The 19,844-nt window shown below is 43.9% G+C and carries 22 protein-coding genes; 6 read left to right on the top strand and 16 right to left on the bottom strand.

The window, feature by feature from the left end:
* Nucleotides 1–15: 15 nt before the first annotated feature.
* The 9 genes from EDD70_RS13210 to EDD70_RS13180 all read right to left on the bottom strand — a co-directional run bounded on the left by EDD70_RS13210 (nucleotide 16) and on the right by EDD70_RS13180 (nucleotide 7,804).
* A complete protein-coding gene (locus EDD70_RS13210) occupies nucleotides 16–1,377 on the bottom strand; it encodes an acyclic terpene utilization AtuA family protein (protein WP_092756140.1) in 1,362 nt (453 codons plus the stop codon).
* Between the two features lie 15 nt (nucleotides 1,378–1,392).
* Complete coding sequence (locus tag EDD70_RS13205) at nucleotides 1,393–2,643, bottom strand: methylaspartate ammonia-lyase (RefSeq protein WP_092756138.1); 1,251 nt, start codon at nucleotides 2,641–2,643, stop codon at nucleotides 1,393–1,395.
* Nucleotides 2,644–2,678: 35 nt separating this feature from the next.
* Nucleotides 2,679–4,124 (bottom strand): methylaspartate mutase subunit E, encoded by a 1,446-nt coding sequence (locus tag EDD70_RS13200; RefSeq protein WP_092756136.1) that lies wholly within the window; start codon nucleotides 4,122–4,124, stop codon nucleotides 2,679–2,681.
* On the bottom strand, nucleotides 4,108–5,496 hold the full coding sequence (gene glmL, locus EDD70_RS13195; RefSeq protein WP_092756134.1) for a methylaspartate mutase accessory protein GlmL: 1,389 nt from the start codon (nucleotides 5,494–5,496) through the stop codon (nucleotides 4,108–4,110). Before glmL ends, EDD70_RS13200 begins: the two co-directional genes overlap by 17 nt.
* Nucleotides 5,497–5,511: 15 nt before the next feature.
* A complete protein-coding gene (glmS, locus tag EDD70_RS13190) occupies nucleotides 5,512–5,928 on the bottom strand; it encodes a methylaspartate mutase subunit S (protein WP_092756132.1) in 417 nt (138 codons plus the stop codon).
* Nucleotides 5,929–6,163: 235 nt separating this feature from the next.
* Nucleotides 6,164–7,147 carry a GntR family transcriptional regulator gene (locus EDD70_RS13185; protein WP_092756130.1) on the bottom strand — a complete coding sequence of 328 codons (984 nt, stop codon included), beginning with the start codon at nucleotides 7,145–7,147 and terminating at the stop codon, nucleotides 6,164–6,166.
* Between the two features lie 93 nt (nucleotides 7,148–7,240).
* Nucleotides 7,241–7,405, bottom strand: coding sequence for a hypothetical protein (locus EDD70_RS15010; RefSeq protein WP_162840934.1), 165 nt, complete (start codon nucleotides 7,403–7,405; stop codon nucleotides 7,241–7,243).
* A 12-nt stretch (nucleotides 7,406–7,417) separates the two neighbouring features.
* Nucleotides 7,418–7,552: a hypothetical protein gene (locus EDD70_RS15235; RefSeq protein ID WP_278320605.1), complete on the bottom strand. Its 135-nt coding sequence runs from the start codon at nucleotides 7,550–7,552 to the stop codon at nucleotides 7,418–7,420.
* 12 nt (nucleotides 7,553–7,564) lie between these two features.
* The gene (locus tag EDD70_RS13180; protein ID WP_092756128.1) at nucleotides 7,565–7,804 is read right to left on the bottom strand and encodes a heavy-metal-associated domain-containing protein; all 240 of its coding nucleotides are present in this window, start codon (nucleotides 7,802–7,804) and stop codon (nucleotides 7,565–7,567) included.
* Between the two features lie 168 nt (nucleotides 7,805–7,972).
* On the opposite strand from EDD70_RS13180, the gene EDD70_RS13175 reads away from it, so the two are divergent.
* The 5 genes from EDD70_RS13175 to EDD70_RS13155 all read left to right on the top strand — a co-directional run bounded on the left by EDD70_RS13175 (nucleotide 7,973) and on the right by EDD70_RS13155 (nucleotide 11,470).
* Nucleotides 7,973–8,293 (top strand): cupin domain-containing protein, encoded by a 321-nt coding sequence (locus EDD70_RS13175; RefSeq protein WP_092756126.1) that lies wholly within the window; start codon nucleotides 7,973–7,975, stop codon nucleotides 8,291–8,293.
* Between the two features lie 58 nt (nucleotides 8,294–8,351).
* Entirely contained in the window at nucleotides 8,352–8,543 is a 192-nt protein-coding gene (locus tag EDD70_RS13170; RefSeq protein ID WP_092756124.1) for a ferredoxin, read from the top strand.
* Between the two features lie 137 nt (nucleotides 8,544–8,680).
* Nucleotides 8,681–9,124 (top strand): RrF2 family transcriptional regulator, encoded by a 444-nt coding sequence (locus EDD70_RS13165; RefSeq protein ID WP_092756122.1) that lies wholly within the window; start codon nucleotides 8,681–8,683, stop codon nucleotides 9,122–9,124.
* A 17-nt stretch (nucleotides 9,125–9,141) separates the two neighbouring features.
* On the top strand, nucleotides 9,142–10,275 hold the full coding sequence (locus EDD70_RS13160; protein ID WP_092756120.1) for a trans-sulfuration enzyme family protein: 1,134 nt from the start codon (nucleotides 9,142–9,144) through the stop codon (nucleotides 10,273–10,275).
* 10 nt (nucleotides 10,276–10,285) lie between these two features.
* A complete protein-coding gene (locus EDD70_RS13155) occupies nucleotides 10,286–11,470 on the top strand; it encodes a MalY/PatB family protein (protein WP_092756118.1) in 1,185 nt (394 codons plus the stop codon).
* A 53-nt stretch (nucleotides 11,471–11,523) separates the two neighbouring features.
* Here EDD70_RS13155 and EDD70_RS13150 read toward each other — a convergent pair whose 3' ends face one another.
* The gene (locus tag EDD70_RS13150) at nucleotides 11,524–11,727 is read right to left on the bottom strand and encodes a YwbE family protein (protein ID WP_092756116.1); all 204 of its coding nucleotides are present in this window, start codon (nucleotides 11,725–11,727) and stop codon (nucleotides 11,524–11,526) included.
* 324 nt (nucleotides 11,728–12,051) lie between these two features.
* Here EDD70_RS13150 and EDD70_RS15365 point away from each other — a divergent pair, with 324 nt between their 5' ends.
* Nucleotides 12,052–12,312, top strand: coding sequence for an RNA polymerase sigma factor (locus EDD70_RS15365; RefSeq protein ID WP_092756291.1), 261 nt, complete (start codon nucleotides 12,052–12,054; stop codon nucleotides 12,310–12,312).
* Nucleotide 12,313: 1 nt separating this feature from the next.
* On the opposite strand, the gene EDD70_RS13140 is transcribed toward EDD70_RS15365, so the two are convergent.
* From EDD70_RS13140 to EDD70_RS13115, 6 genes are all read right to left on the bottom strand, one after another.
* The gene (locus EDD70_RS13140) at nucleotides 12,314–12,919 is read right to left on the bottom strand and encodes a hypothetical protein (RefSeq protein ID WP_092756112.1); all 606 of its coding nucleotides are present in this window, start codon (nucleotides 12,917–12,919) and stop codon (nucleotides 12,314–12,316) included.
* A 385-nt stretch (nucleotides 12,920–13,304) separates the two neighbouring features.
* Nucleotides 13,305–13,574: a DUF1905 domain-containing protein gene (locus EDD70_RS13135; RefSeq protein ID WP_242943177.1), complete on the bottom strand. Its 270-nt coding sequence runs from the start codon at nucleotides 13,572–13,574 to the stop codon at nucleotides 13,305–13,307.
* A gap of 62 nt (nucleotides 13,575–13,636) precedes the next feature.
* Nucleotides 13,637–15,424, bottom strand: a complete 1,788-nt coding sequence (locus EDD70_RS13130) for a cache domain-containing sensor histidine kinase (protein ID WP_092756109.1) — start codon at nucleotides 15,422–15,424, stop codon at nucleotides 13,637–13,639.
* A gap of 30 nt (nucleotides 15,425–15,454) precedes the next feature.
* On the bottom strand, nucleotides 15,455–17,056 hold the full coding sequence (locus EDD70_RS13125; protein ID WP_092756107.1) for a response regulator: 1,602 nt from the start codon (nucleotides 17,054–17,056) through the stop codon (nucleotides 15,455–15,457).
* Between the two features lie 2 nt (nucleotides 17,057–17,058).
* On the bottom strand, nucleotides 17,059–18,600 hold the full coding sequence (locus EDD70_RS13120; protein WP_092756105.1) for a type 2 periplasmic-binding domain-containing protein: 1,542 nt from the start codon (nucleotides 18,598–18,600) through the stop codon (nucleotides 17,059–17,061).
* A 170-nt stretch (nucleotides 18,601–18,770) separates the two neighbouring features.
* The gene (locus EDD70_RS13115) at nucleotides 18,771–19,766 is read right to left on the bottom strand and encodes an ABC transporter substrate-binding protein (RefSeq protein WP_092756103.1); all 996 of its coding nucleotides are present in this window, start codon (nucleotides 19,764–19,766) and stop codon (nucleotides 18,771–18,773) included.
* Nucleotides 19,767–19,844 lie beyond the last annotated feature (78 nt).

The raw sequence follows: 19,844 nt of genomic DNA, 5'->3' as shown, positions 1-19,844 counted from the left end.
CCTCCTATTTTAGCATTAGAGCTCTACATAATCAATCGGGAAAGGCTGCGCAGGGTCATCTACCTCGATGATATGGTAGACGCTGAACACATAAACCTCACCTGCATGAAAATCGCTTGGCGAATAGGGGAACGCAAGATTGCCCGCGGTGGCGCGCCTGCCCTCGTAGCCGTAATGCAGCATGGTAGAGCGGGCAGATGCACAAATGGTGTTTGCCTGCTGCTGCGTGTCGGCAACCGCTTCAATAACGATGCCGAGCTCATGCGGTGCAGGGGCGTTTTTCAGCGGTTCAAGCGCTGCCATTACTCCATCTCTGCCGTAAATGTTAAAGTGCAGATAATAGTTCCAATTTTTATCGCGGAAATTATCCGCTACACGCTCGCGCACACCTGCAATAATGTCATCTATTTTGCTGACCATAATCGGGTCGCGCGTGCCCGCAACCGAAACCGTACGGTAGCCGATGCACTTTGCCCCCTCCAGCTTAACGGTATATTTATCTGAAGGGACAAACTTGCTGCCGCTGACCTTTACGGTGTTTTCGGTTTCTTGCACAAATTGAGTGTGTGTTAGATCGAGATGTCCGCCGGGGCCGGGCAAAATGTACGGATTGGTTTTTTCGTATAAGGTGTGCGCTGCAACCGAAAGTGTCGTGCACTTACGCACCGGGCTCAATGGCTCTACGCGAAAATAATCGTCGCCGATGTAACCAAACATACAGTCTGAGCCGCTACCCGGTGTTGCGCAAATGGATGCACATTCCAAAATTTTACCGAGGTGGATAGCAAGCCCTTTGTCGCAGCCCGCCCGTACAGCCGGTGCCGCAAAAACCGATGGATCGTATGCGCGCCCTGCCAGTACCACCTGTGCCCCGCCGTCGAGTGCTTTGATAAACGGCTCCATACCCATTTGTGCCGCAATGCGGGTAGTTTTGTCAATTTCTTCTGTTGTGAGCTGCGGTGCAGGGTCCAGCGGATGCACCTTACCCGCCGCAAGCGCCGCTTTGACTTCATCTTTGCTAAATTCTGAATGAATCACCGCAAGCTTAAAGTGCAAATCATTCTCTTTTGCAATTTCTTCAATAATCTCGCGGCACCAAGAGAGATGAGGCTCGCCCCCACTGCCGCCGGCCGTACCGATAACAACGGGGATATTTTGTTTGATACCTGCAGAAATCATAATCTCGAGGTCGCGCTTGACGGCATCACGGTCGGTAAACGAAACACCCGCACCGAGATAATAAGGCCCCGGGTCGCTGGAACCCGCGTCTACAGCAATGAGGTGAGGGCGGCGCTTCATCCCTTCTTCAAAGCTCTCTTTGGGAAATCCATAGCCTAATATGGCTGTTGCGGATAGTATTCTGAATTCCTCTTTCATCTGCCTGCCCTCCCTTTAATGTTTCGATTTTGCTTTTTGCATAGCCAAAATACGCTGCATCTCGTTGTACACAATCATATAGCCTTCGTCCACACCCATACCGGGTTTTGCAAGCATTTGGTCGGGCTGTGTAGCCATAGCAATGTGTACACAAACCTGCGCACTGCGGTCGGTTTCGTTACAGGTACCGCCCTGATAGGCACCGATACCCTTTTGTTTGCAGTAAAGCACCGCCTCTACTGTATTGTTCACCCCGCCAAGGTCGGGGGTTTTGATTTGCACCATATGCCCTGCTTTGTTGTCTGCAAAATACTTGATATCCTCAAACGTATTGCACCATTCGTCGGCCACCAGTTCCACGTCAATTCCACGCTCGTCTATGATTCGGGTAAGTTCTTTAAGAGCAAGCATCTGCTTTTCTCTGTCTTCCACGTCCATCGGCCCTTCGATGCGCAGATGGAACGGTTTTGCTATCTCGGCAAGGCTTGCAAGGTAATCAGCCATAGCGGTATAGTTCTCGTTGCCGAATGCCGCACCAATGGTGCCGTACACATCAATGTGCAAGACAGGGTTGTAGTGCTGTGTAAGGCGTAGTTTCAAGATGCGATCGCGCAGCCAACGAACATAATCTGCCAGTATTTCGCCGTTTTCGCCCAGTTTTGTTTTTACATTGTTGATCAGTGCATGCGGCAAAACTTGTGCACCTTTCATAATCATTTTATCGGAATTATCAAAGCGATTATCACCTGACTGAGTAAAAACAGGGATTTCTCTGTCACTGACTGCGGTGCCGTATTCGTCTGCGATTACTTCGCACATCATGCGTTTGCTTGCCTTTGCCACCGCATCGAGCAATGCCTGCGTCACTCCGTAGCGAATTGCCGTGTGCAAACGTTTTCCATCCACTTGAATTGATTCGATTTTTTCGGCAAGCGAGCGAAAGTTGTCTGCCTCAATACCAACCAGTTCAGGCTTGATATACTGCTCAATAACAGGGATGAAGTCTTGCGCAAGAAACAACGGGTCACGCCCTCCCGCTCCGCTGTACTGCACCGCCGCACAGTCGCCATAGGCGATTTGACCGTCTTCGAGCAGCAACATAACAGAGATTGCCTCGCCTGCCTGACGAACTGCCGAAAAGCCTTCTGTAGCTGTTTCTCCGAAATATGCCGAGCCATCCGAAACAGCGCCCCGTTTGATTGCACGCTGGTCATCAAAAAAGAAGCCGGTACGCGCCTTGGAGCAGATTACATCTATAATTTTCATATCAAATGCCTCCGTTTATAATAAATTGGTTAGCCTTAAGGTCTGCCTACAAGCCTGCCTTTGGATATGGCATAGACATCGTCAATCACCATCTGGAAAGACGCCTTGCGCTTTTCAAATTTAGCGCGCTCTTCTATCATGTCTTTATTAAAATCAAGCAATTCTTTAGAAAGAGGCACAGCACCTGCGTTTAAAATACGGATAGCACCGTTGTTATCGCGCGCCGGCAGCATTTTACCCGCATTGTAGCGGCTGGGCGCAAACGGCACGTCAATAACGCCTGCCTGAAACGCACGAACCGCGCCAAGCGCAATATCGCCGCTGCCCAGTTCAAAGCATTTATCTACAATACAGCGTGTCTCTTCGCTGATGATGCGTTTTTCCTGCTCGAGGCCTGCTGCAGTGAGTGTTTGGTCTCCCAGCATAGAAATCACCTGTTTGGTGCAGCGTAAGCCTTGCGCGTTTGCCTCCATGGTGGGTACGCCCATTGCCTCATGCGGTGTTTTTACGATAACCTTGGTGGCTTTTGAAAGTGCCGCAACCGAGCTCCCCCAAGAAATAACGCCGAATGCTTTTGCCTCGTCCTGCGGGAAGCCTCCCATCCATTGGTGCAACACGGTGGTGACAACTACATCGTTGTAGCCGTATTTATGTAAGTATTCTTCGGTAAGCTCTTCCAGTGTGCCAATCGCCGCAACATCCTGTACCAAGTTGCCGCACTGCCCATAGCCTACCGTGATGTTTTTAACACCTTGCTCTGCGGCAAGCAGGCTTTCGATGATAGCAACCGCGTGCGAGATACAGGGTGGAACCAACGTACCGGTAAGCGGGCCGAACGGTTCGCGGTTGATGGAAATACCCGCTTCTTCATAAACACCCGCAAGCCTGTCGCAATACTGCCAGTCGAGAATTGTTTTTTCTAGCAATACACTTTTTGCATAAGGGATATTGTAAGAGATGCCACCGCCCTCGTAGCTGGTAAATCCGCCTGCAAAGCCGATTTCTGCAAGAAGGCGCGCATCCGGGGTGCCGTGGCGCATTTGCACCGGCACATTTAAGCTTTCGATTATCTGACGGCAGCCGTTTACACCGTGGTTCACGGCAGGGAAGCCGTTGAGCATGGATTTACCGCTCTTGATGGATTCGGATATGCCGTTTTCAGCCTCTTCATAGCGGTTTTGGCGAGTGTAGCTGTCAATGGTGGTGGGCAGCAAATCAGCCCCGCCTTTATCCTGTAAATAAGTAAGCAGCTCGATATGTTCTTTAATAAGAGCAACACCTGCCCGTGGCTGAACCAGTGTAATTCTCTTATCCTTTGCCTCTTTGAGTTTTAATGAGAAAATCTTGTTCTTGGGCAGCTTTTTATGAAAGTCAATCGATTCTTGGAGATCAACCTCTTTCCCCGTCGGCCACTGGGTTAGCACCTGTGCACGGATTGCATTGAACTCGTCGTCGCTCATACGTTTATTCTGTATTTCCATGGCTCAATAACTCCTTTTTCATAATTCGCAGTGCATTTTCGGGATAGTGCTCGCTCAGCAACCCCATAGCAGAAAGTATATAGCTGCGGTCCACCAATATTTGAGCTGATTTTGGTTTTAAAAACATCGGCTGCGCCGGCTGATACAATGCATGAGCGGCAATTGCATTGATATTTTTACTGTGAACCAGCGAGCCTCCCGTTACTACAATGCGTTTTACCTCACTCAAATCTTTACCGCTTTGCAAAAAAGTAAGCCCCATCGCGGTATAGACTTGCTCCATCTTGCCAGCATGGCGAGTCACTGCAATTTCTACAGCAAGTGATGCGAGTGCAAAATCCATTGCAGCCAGCTCGGCATTATACGGCAGTGTTTCGGTGTTATCGGCAAGATATTCCACCAGTTGTTGCACACGTTGCGGCGAAATACCTGAAAGCTCGCTGATTCGCTCAAATCCCGCAGCCTCGGCAATACCGTGGATACTGTAGCGCATACCAATGTCGCCCTCTACGGTACGCTTTGCATAAGGCTCGGGCAAGCCCTTGTAAACGGTGTTGGCTTTGGCGGGCATACCGTTTGCCACCGAGTAAATATCGGTGGTTGCCCCGCCAACGTCGATTCCAATTAATTCACCGATGCCGCTCTCCTCTTTGTAGCCGTCTGAAAGCAATTTCATCGCTTTGAGCATAGCTGCAGGGGTGGGCATCAAAATGCCAGAGATAAGCTCGCTTGCTTTACTCAAACCTTTTGCCTGAATAATCCTCTGTAAAAATATCTCGCGGATTTGACGCTGTGCAGGCTCAATGTTGAGCGTGCCGAACTTTGGCATAACATTTTCGCAAAGGTAGGTTTGCCTGCCCTGCAAAATACGCTGGCATTCTCTGCCGCAGGTGCGGTTCCCTGCTATTACGATAGGAAAGCTGCCCTGTGCCTGTGCAAGCATATTTGCGTTGTACAACATGCATTCGCTGTTACCGCCATCCGTACCCCCTGTCAACAAAATAATATCCGGATTTGCGGCGTCTATTTCGCTGATATCGTCTTCGGTAAGCTGGTAGGAATATACCCCCACCACTTTTGCCCCTGCACCAAGACTTGCCTGTTTTGCCGCCTCGGCAGTCAGCTCAGGAACAAGCCCGCTTGTAATCATCCGCAAACCTCCCGCCGCCGAGGAGCACGCAAAGTGTTCTGCATAATTTAACTTGCCAGTTTTTTGTTCAAGCAGTTCGAATGCGGCGGCAAGCCCGTTGTTAATATCACTTTGTACGGTAGTATAACTGCCCGCTGTTCCAAGCAAGATATTGCTGTCTACATCCACCGCGGTCACCTTGGTGTAGGTGCTGCCAAAATCTATAAGAAGAATTGGTTTCACACGACTTCACCTACCTCAGTTTGTCATTTGCAAATCTTCTTTCAGTGCTTGAATGGTAGTTTCGGGCGCTGTGCCGGGTGGGAATACACGGTCAAACCCCATCGTGCGAAAGCGCGCCTCCACTTCATCGAAGGGCTGTTTACCCACCACGATATTGCCGCCGACATACAACAATATGCCTTTCAGCCCCGCTTCATCGCATTTTTCTCGCATCCCTCTGCAATCCAGCTCGCCATGCCCGTACAAAGATGAAACCACGATTGCATCGGCATTGGATTCGATTGCAGCTGCTATGTATTCTTCTTGCGATACCATTACACCGAGATTGACGACCTCAAACCCCGCTTCTGTAAATGCATGGTATAAAATTTTGTTGCCCACAGCGTGTACATCTGCCCCGATTACGCCTATGACCAATGTTTTTTTACTCATGTCGCACCCCTTATTTTCTGCTTTAGATATAAAAGCAAAAATTGTAGATAAAAATTTTATTGGACTATGTCTATAGGATATAATGTTCTATGTCATTTGTCAATTAGCCTTTGAGCCAATTTGTTGTTTCTCGTGTAGAAAAGAAAGCTTGTCTCTTATGCATTGTGCTGAAAAATAAAAAAATACCGTTTAAACCGAGAATTCGGTCTAAACGGTATAGATTGGACTAGTTCAATTATCTTTGCTTCATCTTTTTTACTTTTTCTATTTGCTCTTCCAGATATAGAAAAGAACCTCCATCAACTTGATATTCATAAGATACCACCTGTTTGCCCTCTGTACGGAAGTTATAAATAGCCTTTTCCTCTTGCTGTGAACAGAATTGCAGGTAATTTTGAGGCAATATCAGCACTTGCCTTTCACTCAAAAATGCGGGAATATCCTCGTGTTGCCCAAACAAGCGAATGTCCATATCGGGCTGTTTGCCGCTAAGCATAACACAGCTTTTATGAATGATGTTTGCAAACACCTCGCTGGCACACAGTACGCCAATGCGGGTTCCGCAGGCTAGTTTTGCAAGCTCTGCCACTGTGTTCTGGGTTGGAGTAAGCACAATGCGAGTAATTTTACTTGCTTGAACCACTGCTTTTTCAAGTTCTGCAAAATGCGTGGACGTTGTGATAACCAAATCGACATTCTTACCGAAAGGATAGTTCTTTTTCAGCACATCAGCCAACAGAAACTGATAGACATCCACGTTGGGAATACGGGATATTTGGTTGGCTATCAGTGAAAGTGCCTCTGGGTTACAATCCACCAGCGCAATACGTACATTGTCATAGCGTTCTTCGCGTTCGCGCAGTTTTAAATCAAAAAAAATCTGAATTTCACGGGTTGAAAACGACAGTTCTTCCATTTCATCAAGCAAGGCATCAATTGCTTTCATCGCCCGCTCTTTTTTACTGCCCAATTCGTGGTCGGTTTTATCGAGTACAAAGGTACCTCTGCCCTGTGTCATTTCAATCACGCCCAGTTTTTGCAGCTCATCGTAGGCATGCTGAATGGTACCGCGGGCAATCTTCATCTCTACCGCAAGTTCGCGTACTGTGGGCAGCTTATAATTTGGAGGCAGTGCACCGCTTTTAATGTCTTTATAAATGGTGTTAACAATCTGGCGGTAAATTGGTACATTGCTGTTTTCTCGAATCTCTATTTGCATGTCGGTGCTCCCCTTTATAATGGCTTATTGGCCTATAGTTCAATTTTACAGTACCCATTCACTTTGTCAAGTGCGTAAAGAAAAAAGAGCAATTTAAAATTGCTCTTCGATAGGACCTGCTTTTTTATTACCGTGTTTCGCCTTGCCCTGAATTTCGGGCACCGGTGGCGCATCGTTTTTTGGAAAGTGCGCTTTGCGATTGCTTTCGGTTCCGTGAGGCTCTTTTGGGTCGGGACGCCTCATTCCTGCTTTTGCCAAGCTATTTCCCCCTTATACATCGTTATTTTTATTGGATTGTTTTTTTGCATTTTTGTTTTGATTTTGGTTTTCGCGTGTAATAGGCGTTTGCCCATTGCACTTTTCTTTGCGTGCTTTTTTGTTATCGGGCTGGCTGTCCTTTGGCATAGAAAGCACCTCCTACATAATATGCTTTTCTGTTTTATCGGCACGAATTTCGTATCCAAGTTTAATTAGGCGGTTTGCAAGCTGCTCTTGATTTACACCGGTATTGTCATAGTCCACCGCCAACTCATTTTCATTTGCGTTTACGCTTACAGAAATAACACCCGGAAATGCATCCAGTTCACGTTTTAATTCTGCAACATCGCGTTTTCCTCTAACATCATTTAAACTAAAATATGCACTTTCTTTTGACATCAAATCACCTCAAAAATAGTGTTCCTGTTTACATCGCATTTTATTCTCAAAAGATTGGCATACATATGGAATTTTTGTTGCATATGCAACATATAATTTGATGTTTTTGCGTTATACTACGGGTAACAACAAAAGAAAGCGAGGGTACACATTGTGGAAAAACACATTATGAAAAATATCGAATTTGCAAAAACACTAAAATTAGAGGAATTGGTAACCTACCAAGATGGGCAGGTTGTGAGTAAAACGCTGGTGCAAAACCCCAACGTAAGCATTACGTTGTTTGCGTTTGACAAAGGCGAAGAAATCAGTACCCATTCTTCTCACGGTGATGCAATGGTTTACGTGATTGACGGCAATGCTCAAATCACTGTTGGCGGCATTAACTATGAGCTGACAGCCGGTAATACCATTGTCATGCCTTCAGAAGTACCGCATGCAGTATTTGCGCCCGAACGTATGAAATTTATGTTGACCGTTGTATTTTAGCATGAAAATCTGCTCAGAATATAGTTTGAATTCACCAATAGAATAGGAGATGCTTGTAATGAAGGCAATGATTGATCGCGATGGTTGCATTGGCTGCGGGCTTTGTGCAGACACATGTCCCGAGGTCTTCCAAATGGCAGATGACGGTTTGGCAGAAGTTTATGTAGCAGAGGTTCCTGAAGAAGTAGAGGACAGCGCAGTAGAGGCGCAGGAAGGTTGCCCGGTATCGGTTATTACAGTAGAAGATTAACAGTATGACACAAGAGCAGTGCAGTTGTAACAATTGCACTGCTCTCTTTTTTTGCAAATGCGCCTTAGCAGCTTGACTTTTGAGCATTTTATCTTTAAAATGAAAACATATACAACTAGTATGAAATGAGGGATTACATGAAAATATCTGCAAAAGGGCGCTACGGGTTGGCAGCGATGATTTATATGGCAAAGTACACCGAGCAAGGAGCCATCACCATCATTCATATGTCGGAGCAGTTGGGCATATCAAAGGTATATCTTGAGCAGACTTTTTCATTGCTCAAAAGGGCAGGGCTTGTCACCTCGATCAAGGGTGCACAGGGCGGGTATCAGCTTGCACGAATGCCCATGCAGATAACTGCATTCGATGTTTTATCTGCAATCGAAATCTCTCTGTTCGAAAAAGCGGATGAGACCGTGGGCGAAAATGCCCCCGATATAGAAGCCGCAATGCAATTATCTGCTTTTGAGCCGCTTGACAAAGCTGTTGAAGAAAACTTAAAAAAAATCAGCCTTTATACCCTTGTACACGAGGCTGAAAAACACCAAAAAAACACCAATTATATGTTTTATATATAAAACAATGGGGGAATAGGATGGATATCAATACCATTTGTGTGCATGGCAGTGCACACAAAACCGATTATACCGGCAGTGTTACAGTACCCATTTACCAAACCGCAACCTTTGCGCATTTAGGCGTGGGGCAAAGCACCGGTTACGATTACTCGCGGCTGCAAAACCCTACCAGAGAACAATTAGAAAATGTGGTTGCCGCCTTAGAACATGGGACAGACGCAATAGCTTTTTCCACAGGTATGGCGGCAATATCAGCAGTTATGGAGCTTTTTGAGGCAGGAGACCACATTGTTATATCCGATGATTTATACGGCGGTTCTCACCGGTTATTCCACCATATATCCGAAAAGAACGGGCTCACCTTTACTGCAGTGAACACCACCGATCTTTTGCTGATAGAAAAAAACATTCAACCCCAAAGCAAAGCAATTTTTATTGAAACACCCTCAAACCCGATGATGCAGATAACCGACATTGCCGAGGTTGCCAAAATCGCAAAGGCGCATCGGCTTTTGCTGATTGTGGACAACACTTTTCTCTCACCCTATTTTCAAAACCCCATCGACTTGGGCGCGGACATCGTGATGCACAGCGGTACCAAATATCTGGGTGGGCACAACGACACCCTTGCGGGCTTTGCCGTAACAGCCAGCAACGAGCTTTCAGAAAAGCTGCGCTTTATTTTTAAAACGGTAGGGGCATGCCTTTCGCCCTTTGACAGTTATTTGCTTATCCGAGGCATAAAAACACTCTCCATCCGCATGGAGCGCCAACAAGAAAATGCCCTCAAGCTGGCAGGTTGGCTTGCGCAGCACCCCAAAATTAAGGCAGTTTATTATGCAGGGCTGCCTACACACCACGGATATGAGATTTCAAAACGGCAAGCACGTGGGTTCGGCTCAATGATTTCTTTTGAAACAGACAGTGAGCAAACTGCACACCAAGTGCTGGAACGTGTGAAGCTGATTTTATTTGCAGAAAGCCTCGGCGGTGTGGAGACTCTCATCACCTACCCCATGCTGCAAACCCATGCCGATATTCCCGCATCTGAGCGTGAGGCAAAAGGCATCAACGAACGATTGCTTCGCCTTTCCGTAGGTTTAGAAGCATCGGACGATATCATAGCAGATTTAGAACAAGCATTACGATAGGAGACAAAAAATGAGCACTTTTAACTTTGATGAAATAATTGACCGTACAAATACGAACTCGCTGAAATATGATTTTGCCGCAGAACGCGGTAAGCCGGCAGATGTGCTGCCGCTGTGGGTTGCAGATATGGATTTAAAGGCACCGGCAAAGGTATTGGAGGCACTTGAAAAAGCGGTACAGCACGGCATATTTGGTTATTCCGATACCAAGCAAAGCTATTTTGATGCATTGCAAAACTGGTTTGCATCGCGTTTTGATTGGAATATACAACCCGATTGGCTGGTTAAAACCCCGGGGGTGGTGTATGCCATTGCAATGGCAATACGCTCACTCACCAACGAAGGGGATTCGGTTATAATCCAACAGCCCGTTTACTACCCGTTTCACCAGATGGTAGTTAAAAACAACCGCAAACTGATTAACAGCCCTCTTGTTTACAAGGGCGGTTCTTATCAGATTGACTTTCATGATTTTGAGACTAAAATTGTTGAAAATAATGTCAAGATGTTTATCCTGTGCAGCCCGCACAACCCCGTAGGCAGAGTTTGGACAAAGGATGAACTGATAACATTAGGCGACATCTGCTTAAAGCACAATGTTGTGGTCGTTTCGGATGAAATCCATGCTGATTTTGTTTATGAGGGAAATCGGCATTTGATTTTTGCAAGCTTAAAACCCGAGTATTTGCAAAATACCATCACCTGTACCGCCCCCAGCAAAACCTTTAACCTTGCAGGCTTACAGGTGTCTAACATATTTATCGCCAACCCCGATATCAGAAAAAAATTTCAAGCTGAAATGAACAAAAGCGGCTACAGCGAGCTGAATACACTGGGGCTTATTGCTTGCCAGGCTGCCTACGAACACGGCGCCGAGTGGCTGGATGAGTTAAAAAAATACTTAGCAGGCAATCTTGCGTTTGTGCGCGATTTTGTAAAGCAGCGTTTGCCCCAAATACGTTTGGTAGAGCCGCAGGGTACCTACTTGGTTTGGTTGGATTTTACCCAACTGGGCTTAACGGAAGAACAGCGTGAACATTTGATTGTAACCAAAGCAAAGCTTTGGCTGGACAGCGGCGTGATGTTTGGCAAAGACGGCGAAGGGTTCGAGCGCGTTAACATTGCCTGCCCCCGCGCAACATTGCAAAAAGCGTTTGAACAACTGGAACGCGCTGTTAAGGATTTGAAAGATTGATAACATAAAAAAGGAGCCGATTGTCGGCTCCTTTTTTACATGACTAGACTTTGTCAACTTTCTTCAATAATTCCCTGCACTCTGCCCACCATATCTTCTTCAGTCAGCATTACTTTAATACCGTGAGGGTGGTTGGGGCTTTTGGTTAAAATACGTTTAACATGTCCGCGCGTTAATTTGCCTGTTGGCTGGTCTTTTTTAAGGACGATGTCCACCAGTGCACCTATTTTTATATTGCTTCTTGTTTGTCCATTCAAAATTAAATTTCTCCTATTTTTCTATATTTAGACAATATTTTTATTTTATGGTATAATCAGCTTAGGTGAGGATATGGATAATTATACTATTACGCAATTATATCATAAGTATTATTTTTTGTTGGAAAATTACGCTAAAACAATTTTGACGGGAAATTTTAATAATTATATTGATGACTGTATACAAAATGTTTTTCTAAATTTAATAAACTTAAAAAAAGATAAATTTATTAGTTTTACTTCAAGTGATATCAAAAATTATTTAGTTAAAATGTTAAAAAACCAAGCTATAAATTTAATAAAAAAGAAAATAAATATAATACAATTCCATTAAGCAATATAAATGAATCTACATTTAAAAATAATTATTTAGGAAATAGTATTACTAATTATGTTGATTATAAAACTTTATTTGAATATATAAAAAAATTAAAACCTATTTATAGGATTACACTTACATATAAATATATAATTGGATATGCAGACGAAGAAATCGCATTTATACTTAATATAAAATTAAAAACTGTTAAGATGCGACTATACAGAGGTAAAAAGTGCTTATATAAAATTATATATAATAAATAAATTACTTATCATATGTTATATTTAAATTAATTTTTTTATTACTGCTAGGTTTTAAAATAAATTCTTGTTCGTATTTATAATTATCAAGTATAATCATATGCCCTCCTGCGGTTGTGTGCCAAATATATTTGCCGTTTTTATCGGTAAACTCATCCATAACATAGCCTATAAGGTCACATTCTTCCACACCTAATTTATCACATAAAATGGGCATATTTGCACATGACTTATCTTGTTTATTTACCACTTGTATAGTGACTGTGTAACTATCTTGCTTATAATTTATTGGTATTTTTATGTTTTTACTCCATGAACGCGGAATTTTAATATTATAAATGGTATCGAAAAAGCGAACGGGGTATGTTCCGCTTTTTACCTTTTGCCAATGGACTACACCCTCTGCATTGGTATCACCAATTTTATAAGTAGATTTACGTTGTAAATCATTTTTGTAATAAACACGGTATACTGGATGGTTGCTAAACGGCTGAGAATTATTTTGAACCACAAAAGTAACACAGTACGGAACAAAAAAGTACCAAACACAAATTGCTATACTACTTATAGTAATTATAAATACACATAATAACTTATATTTTTTCTTCATTTAAGTTCTCCATTAAAAGCGTTGTATAACCATGTGTTTATTTGCATAAATTTAGTCATTGTATTATCACCCATAGTTAAAATTCCAATTACTTTACCTGTATCAGTATCATAACACGGGCTGCCGCTCATACCTTGGGTAGTGTTGGGTTACTTGAATCCATACACTCTGTTGCGTATACTAGACTGGACATACCAATGCTTAAGCATAGTGCCAGTATACTTGCTAATACTCTTTTCATAGTTTTATACTTCCTTTAAAATAATTTAGTAAAATATGCGCGCATACTTATACCACAAATCCAAGGTTGCAATAACTACAAAAAAGCTTAAAATTAACAATTTATTTACATATATTATTGAAAAGAATCTGCGTTTATTAAACCTTACTCTCGTTCTTCCACCGTTACGTGTACGGTATCGCCAGCCTGCTTACCTATTTTTGCCCGAATATCCTTGCGGATACCGATAATATGGCAGGGTGTTCCCATACGGACAAGGCTGCCGTCATAAGGCTCGCCATCAATGGTAGCATGTACCTTAACTCTGCCTTTGCCGAACACCGCTTTTACATCAAATGGTATTTCCACATAGGCACCATCGATATCCGGTACTTTTTTAATGACCGCTATAAATTCTTGTTTGATTGTTCTCACCTCAAACCCGTATCGATGCCTTTAGTTTGTTACGAATACACCGCTCTACTCGCTTTACAGGTTTATTCCTGAATTTTTTTCAGGATCTTAACAATTACCGTGGTGCCAACCCCTACTTCGCTCTCGATAGAAATTCCGCTGAGGTAGTTAAACGACAGCATCATACGGGTATTGATGTTTTTCAGCCCAAAACCTTTTGTGCTTTCGTGGTCAAGAATGGCATCCAAACGGTCTGCAGGGATACCCACACCGTCATCATGTGTGTAAATATAGATATATTCATCCTGCTCTGTAACCGAAATAGATATGGAACCCCTTTTATTTTCGCGCCCTTGGATGCCATGCAAAATTGCATTTTCTACAATTGGTTGCAGTGTAATTTTAGGGATACTGTAATCTTTGAGGTATTCGGGGCATTCGATAGTAAAATCGATTGCGTTTTGCAGGCGATAATTCTGTATGCTCATATACAGTGATACATGGTAAAGTTCATCTCGAATAGAAATAACACTGTTGCCCTTGCTGAGGCTGAGTTTATAAAAGGTTGACAGCGCCTTAATAATTTTGCGAATTTCCGCGCCTTTGTCTTCGTATGACATCCAATTAATCATATCCAGTGTATTGTACAGAAAATGAGGGTTAATTTGCGCCTGAAGTGCCTTGAGTTCGGCAGTTTTCAGCTCCTGGCCGGATTGGTACTGTTCCTTTGCCATTTTAGAAATGCGCCCCACCATGTAATTGTAGCTTTCGGCAAGCTCACCGATTTCATCTTTACTGTCTTTTTCATCGGTATATTCTTCAAACACGTTTTCCGTCACCATAGTCATTTTCTGCGACAAATGGTGCAAACGTTTTGCAATATTCACCGCTATAAAAATAGAAAGCGCCACCGCAATCACCGCAATCACCGATAAAAACACCGTCATAAAGTTGTTAATCTCTATAATCTCACGGAACACGTATGCGGCAGGTATCACCGTAATCACGGTCCAGTCGGTTCTGTCAATCTTTTGCGAGCGAACATATACTTTTTCGCCTGACAAGTTGGTTACGGTCCAGTCATTTGCTTTTGAGATACTGTCCATCAGCGACATACTGATGCGGTATTTTTCAATCATTTCATCTTCTGTTGTAATTACAATGCGATAATCTCTGTTTTGTATATACGTAAAGCTGCCGTCGATTGAATTTGCATTGGATAAAATATTTTTGATTTTGGATTCTAAAAAATCGATGCGAAGATAACCGATGGTGTCGAGGTAGTTATCGGTACCCGATATACGGCGTACTACAGACAGAACGTTTTGTTTATTTGTTTCGCCTACGCGCGGCTGATAATATTCGGGTGGCACCATAAAAACATTGCCGTCTGCACCCGGCAACTGGCGGTACCATTGTGTGTTGCGCGCACTTGAGAAGGACGCAATGTCGCCGTCTACATCGGCATGCGCCACTTCATCGCGCACATACAGGCACACGTTGTAGATATCTTCTACGTTGCGAAACGAACTGAGATACCCGCGCATTTTGTCAATATCCTCGTATTGTTCCTCCAAAGGATAATCAGTCAGCGGTTTTTCAAGCATGGATTTTACCGATTCATTTACGGCAATCTGCTCAGAAATATCAATAATCTTATTGATTTTATATGTCACAAAATCGGTTGTTTGCGCAAAAACCTGCGAGGCAGAAAAGATAATGCGTTCCTCCAGCACCTGCGAAATTTTACCGAAAGTAACAACGTTCTGCACAACCAAAGGCACAATAATCAGTACCAAAAAGGAGAGGATCAGCTTGTATTTTAACTGCATATCGCGAAAGAATATTTTCACCAAATTAAAGCGTTTCAACGTTCTCTCCTCCTTTCGGGTATTCAAACATCAGATAATATACTTTTTACGGTATTCGCTTGGAGAACAATCTGCCATCTTTTTAAAGACTTTTGCAAAATAATCCGAATCATTATAACCGCACCGCTTGGCAATTTCGCTTATTTTTACCTTGCCGTCTTTCAATAGTTCTTTTGCCTTTTCCATACGTACATCGGTTATCCAGCCATTGATGGTCTTAGCGGTTTGGGCTTTAAAAAGCACACACAAATACGCAGGCGACATGCCCACTTCATCGCTGATTTCTTCAATGGAAAGCGCAGAGTTCTGATAGTTGAACGAAATGTATTTTTGTATTTTCAGTGCAATTGCATCGTTATTGTTTTGGTCGTGCAGCTCGCAGAAATAACGGTTAATTTTACCTGTGAGGTAGCGCGAAAGCTCACTGAGGCTTTCGGTACAGGCAACTACATTCCAAACAAGGTCGTTGGAGCCGCCGTGCTCGCCCTGCCCGGCAAACCTGCTGGCGGCGTATTTTTCTACCACGCAAAGCAAATGGTAATACTCGTTTTTAATGGTATTGATATGCGTATTGGTGCATGCCATCACTGCCGCTGTTAAAGTACTTACAAACTCCACCGCCTCGCTTTGTTTGCCCTTTTCAAGCAGCTCTGTAAACTGCTCTGTAAGGTTACTATCAAAGGTGTAAGCTTTTTCCTCTTGTTCTCCGCGGTAATAATCGACTGGGATTCCCTGTTTAAAAAACAGCTTTTGCAGCACAACTGCGGCGCTGATGTAGGAATGGCTGATTTGTTCGATGCCCGAAACAACGTTACCGATTGCAATGGAAATAGGGTTCACCTGATTTTCGCGGATATAAATTTGCTCTGCAAAATGAACCAATCGCTCTGGAGACAGCCTGTGCCTTTGATTATGCGGGGCAAATAAATGAAGAACAATTTGGTTGTTGCCACGATACGCCCACAAAGCCCGTTCTTCCATCGTGCCAATCACCTCGTTGAGCACCTCAAACACGTTTTCGCGGATGGTTTCGGTCTCTTTCGGCGTGATGATGCTTGTGCTTTGAATTTTAATCAGCAGCGTTACAAAGCTACCGTCCAACGGAATATCCATATTCATAAGCGCAATTTTTTCTTCGATTTCTTTTACCGATGTTTCCGGTTTTATCAACAATAAGGCAAGTTGATTGTTGAAAAGTCCGCGGCTTTCTTCCAACACCTTATCCATGCGTGTAGAAATATTTTCACGGCTGATGTGCCTGCGCACTTCTTCCACTGCGTTTTTTAAAGCGGCTTCCAGCTCGTCGATATCTATGGGCTTTTCAACATAGCTAACTGCTTTTAACTTGATTGCTTTTTTAAAATATTCTTTATCGCTGTATGCACTCATAAAAATAAGCATACAGCCAGGGTTAAGCTTTTTAAGTTCATTGGCAAAGGTTATGCCGTCCATACGAGGCATTTTAATATCCGAAAGTACAATGTCGGGGCAAAAACTTTTAGCAAGTTCTAATGCATTTACGCCATCATCTGCCTGCGAAATTTGGGTAATCTCGTACTTTTCAAAAGGGACATGTTTTATAATTCCGTTGCGTGTAATTGCCTCGTCATCCACAATCAGAAGTTTGTACAATTTTATTCACCCCCGTATTGCTGCAGATACCGTTCAAGCTGGCTCTGCCCGCTTTTCATATATTCAAAAAAGCCTGCCGAGCCCAGTTCATCTCGGCTGTTTTTGATTGCAGATGCAATATCGTCAAATGCACCCAATGTAAGCGGATAAATAAACCGGATGTTTACCCGCTGTTTTTCGTTAATCTCTACCACTTTCGCATCGGGGTCGATAGAAAAGCTGCCAAAACCGCGCGGTTTGCCGTTGCTGCTTTGATAGCGTTTGAGCAAGTTAAGCCCGTCTTGGCGCTGCAATCGGTTTTCCAACACAAACTCATCGGTAAATTGCCACAAGCGGTTATTGCCCGCAGGATAGCGACTGGAGTGTTCTGTAGCAACGTATTTGCCATTCTCAATCTGATAATGATAGCCCTCTACCCCATAATTAAGCAAGCGAAATACTTTCTCGTTGGTAGCAAGCTGCTCGATAAACGCAAGGCTTTTTGCCGCATTGTGCGAGCCGCCTACCACCGCAAAACCGTTGAGAGGTTCGTAGTCGCACCAAGTAACGCGCTGCCCCGAAATGTCATAAATGCGCGGGTCAAACTGGGGGGAAACATCATCGATAAAGCTCTGCATCTGCATTGCCTCTTCGATGCGGCAGACATAAATTGCTGAACGACCCTGTACAAAACTTTCTTCCCCCACCGGCTTGCGTGCTGCGGCGTTTTCGGGTATCAACCCGCTGCTGCGCCATTTTTGCACCAGTTGCAGATAGTCGGTAAAGCCTTCATATTCCGGCAGCCAAACAACCTTTGGGGAGGCACTGCTAAAATCGAGTGCCAGCAAAGAAGAATCAATCATTTGAAGGCTGCGCGGCTGCAAATACACCGCTTGCATCAGCTCATGCCCCACTCCGCCCACATCGTAGGGTGTGATATCTTCATTTGTTTTTAGAATGCGCAAAAAGTTTTCAAGTTCATTTGCATCTTTCAGTGAGGTTATGCCGTACTTGTCCATCAAATCGCCGCGCGCCAGCACAACATACTCTCCGCTTGTGTTGACGGTGGATGGCACCATATACACACGTGAACGATATTTTATCTGTTCTAAAAGTTTTGGGTTGAGTTTACGAAAGGTTTTTGGCGCGCAAAGCTCCATCATATTTTCGGTAATCGGCATATAGGCATTTCGTGCCGCCCATATTTTATAATCGTAAAAGAGATTGGCGTCTATCAGGTTGACATTGTGCTCACCCGCAAAAGTAGCGGTATAGCTTTGTGTCGCGGTAGATTTATCGATAAAATTGACTTTAATCTCTACTCCGATCGCTTTGCGAAGAATCAAATTCACCTGCTCCTGCACAGCATCAAAGTCGGGGTAACGAACCCCCACTGCGGTAATATTGAGTTGTACAACATTTTTAGGGTTGTTATCCGGATTTGGTTGGGGAATTGTGCTGATAATGCTTTCTTCATCTTTATACATGGCAGAAAAAAAGAACGCTACTAAAAAAGCCACAGCCAAAAGCAGCATCAACCTTTTTATCAGCTTGGTTTTTTTCATAGGCATCCTCCTCGGCAAAAGCCTTATAATCAGCCACTATTTTAACACAAATTAAGTGTAATTACTACATGCACAAAATCCCTCCCTGCTGTGCAGAGGGGGATTTTGCGCTATTGAACGAATCTTTGAGAAGAATGAAATGGGTTAATTAGTGTGTTGTCGCAAACAAATTATTTAATTTCAGAAAGGTTCTCTTTGGTTGCAACGGTAACGCCTGTATCAACATCTTTTGGCTCTACAGTTTCACCGTTTGCAATTTTAACAGCTGCTTTCAGGCCCTCATTGCCCATAACATACGGGTTCTGAACCATAGAAGCTTTTACAATGTCTTTTTCGATGAGTGCTTTTGTATCATCGGAGAAGTCGAAGCCTACTACCTGAACACTGTCTGCTTTGCCTGCCTGGTCAACAGCATTTGCACAACCAACAGTAGAACCCTCGTTGGTAGCATAGAAACCTACGATGTCAGGATATTTGGTCATAAAGTCTGTTGTGTAGTTAAGAGCTTTCTGTTTGTCGCCGTCAGAGTACTGAACGCCAACAACTTCCATCTCAGGGTAATCTTTTGCAATTTTGTCTGTAAATGCTTTTTCACGAGTCATGGTTGTTGCAGAGCCAGCCTGAGCATTAATAACTGCAATCTGGCCTTTTTTGCCAACCAACTCAGCCAATTTGTCTGCAGCAAGCTCAGCAGCAGCAGCGTTATTGGTAGAGAAGAAAGCATCGTATTTATCGGTGTTTACAGCAGAGTCGATGAGAATTACGGGGATACCTGCATCTTTTGCTTTTTCAACTGCAGGTTTGAGAGCCTCTTTGTCGAGAGGAGCAAGCATAATCGCATCGGATTTGTTGGTGATTGCGTTCTCAACCAGCTGAGCCTGTACGGTTGCGTCAACTTTGGTTTGAGGAGCGTCAAAGTTCAGTTTGATGTTGCCCAATTCAGCAGCAGCATCCTCTGCACCTTTTTTAACTTTGAGCCAGTGTTCGTCCATAGAGTCCATAGTAATCAGAGTAATGGTTAGTTCTTTTGCAGCTTCACCGCCGGATGCAGATGCATCGGTAGAAGGAGCAGCGGATGATGCAGGAGCTTTGCTGCCGCAGCCTGCGACTGCGAATGTGAGTAAAAGAGCCAATGTGAGAGCCAATATTCTGAGTGATTTTTTCATTTTCTTTCCTCCATTTGTTCTCTGTCATTTTTTATTTTAACAGGGGCATTCCCTGCCAAATACGGTTTTTGCAGCAAA

The organism is Hydrogenoanaerobacterium saccharovorans (assembly GCF_003814745.1).
In the GTDB taxonomy this organism is placed as follows: Bacteria; Bacillota; Clostridia; order Oscillospirales; family Ruminococcaceae; genus Hydrogenoanaerobacterium; species Hydrogenoanaerobacterium saccharovorans.
The sequence above is the reverse complement of the archived record's forward strand: the minus strand, read 5'-3'. Positions and strand labels throughout refer to the sequence as shown.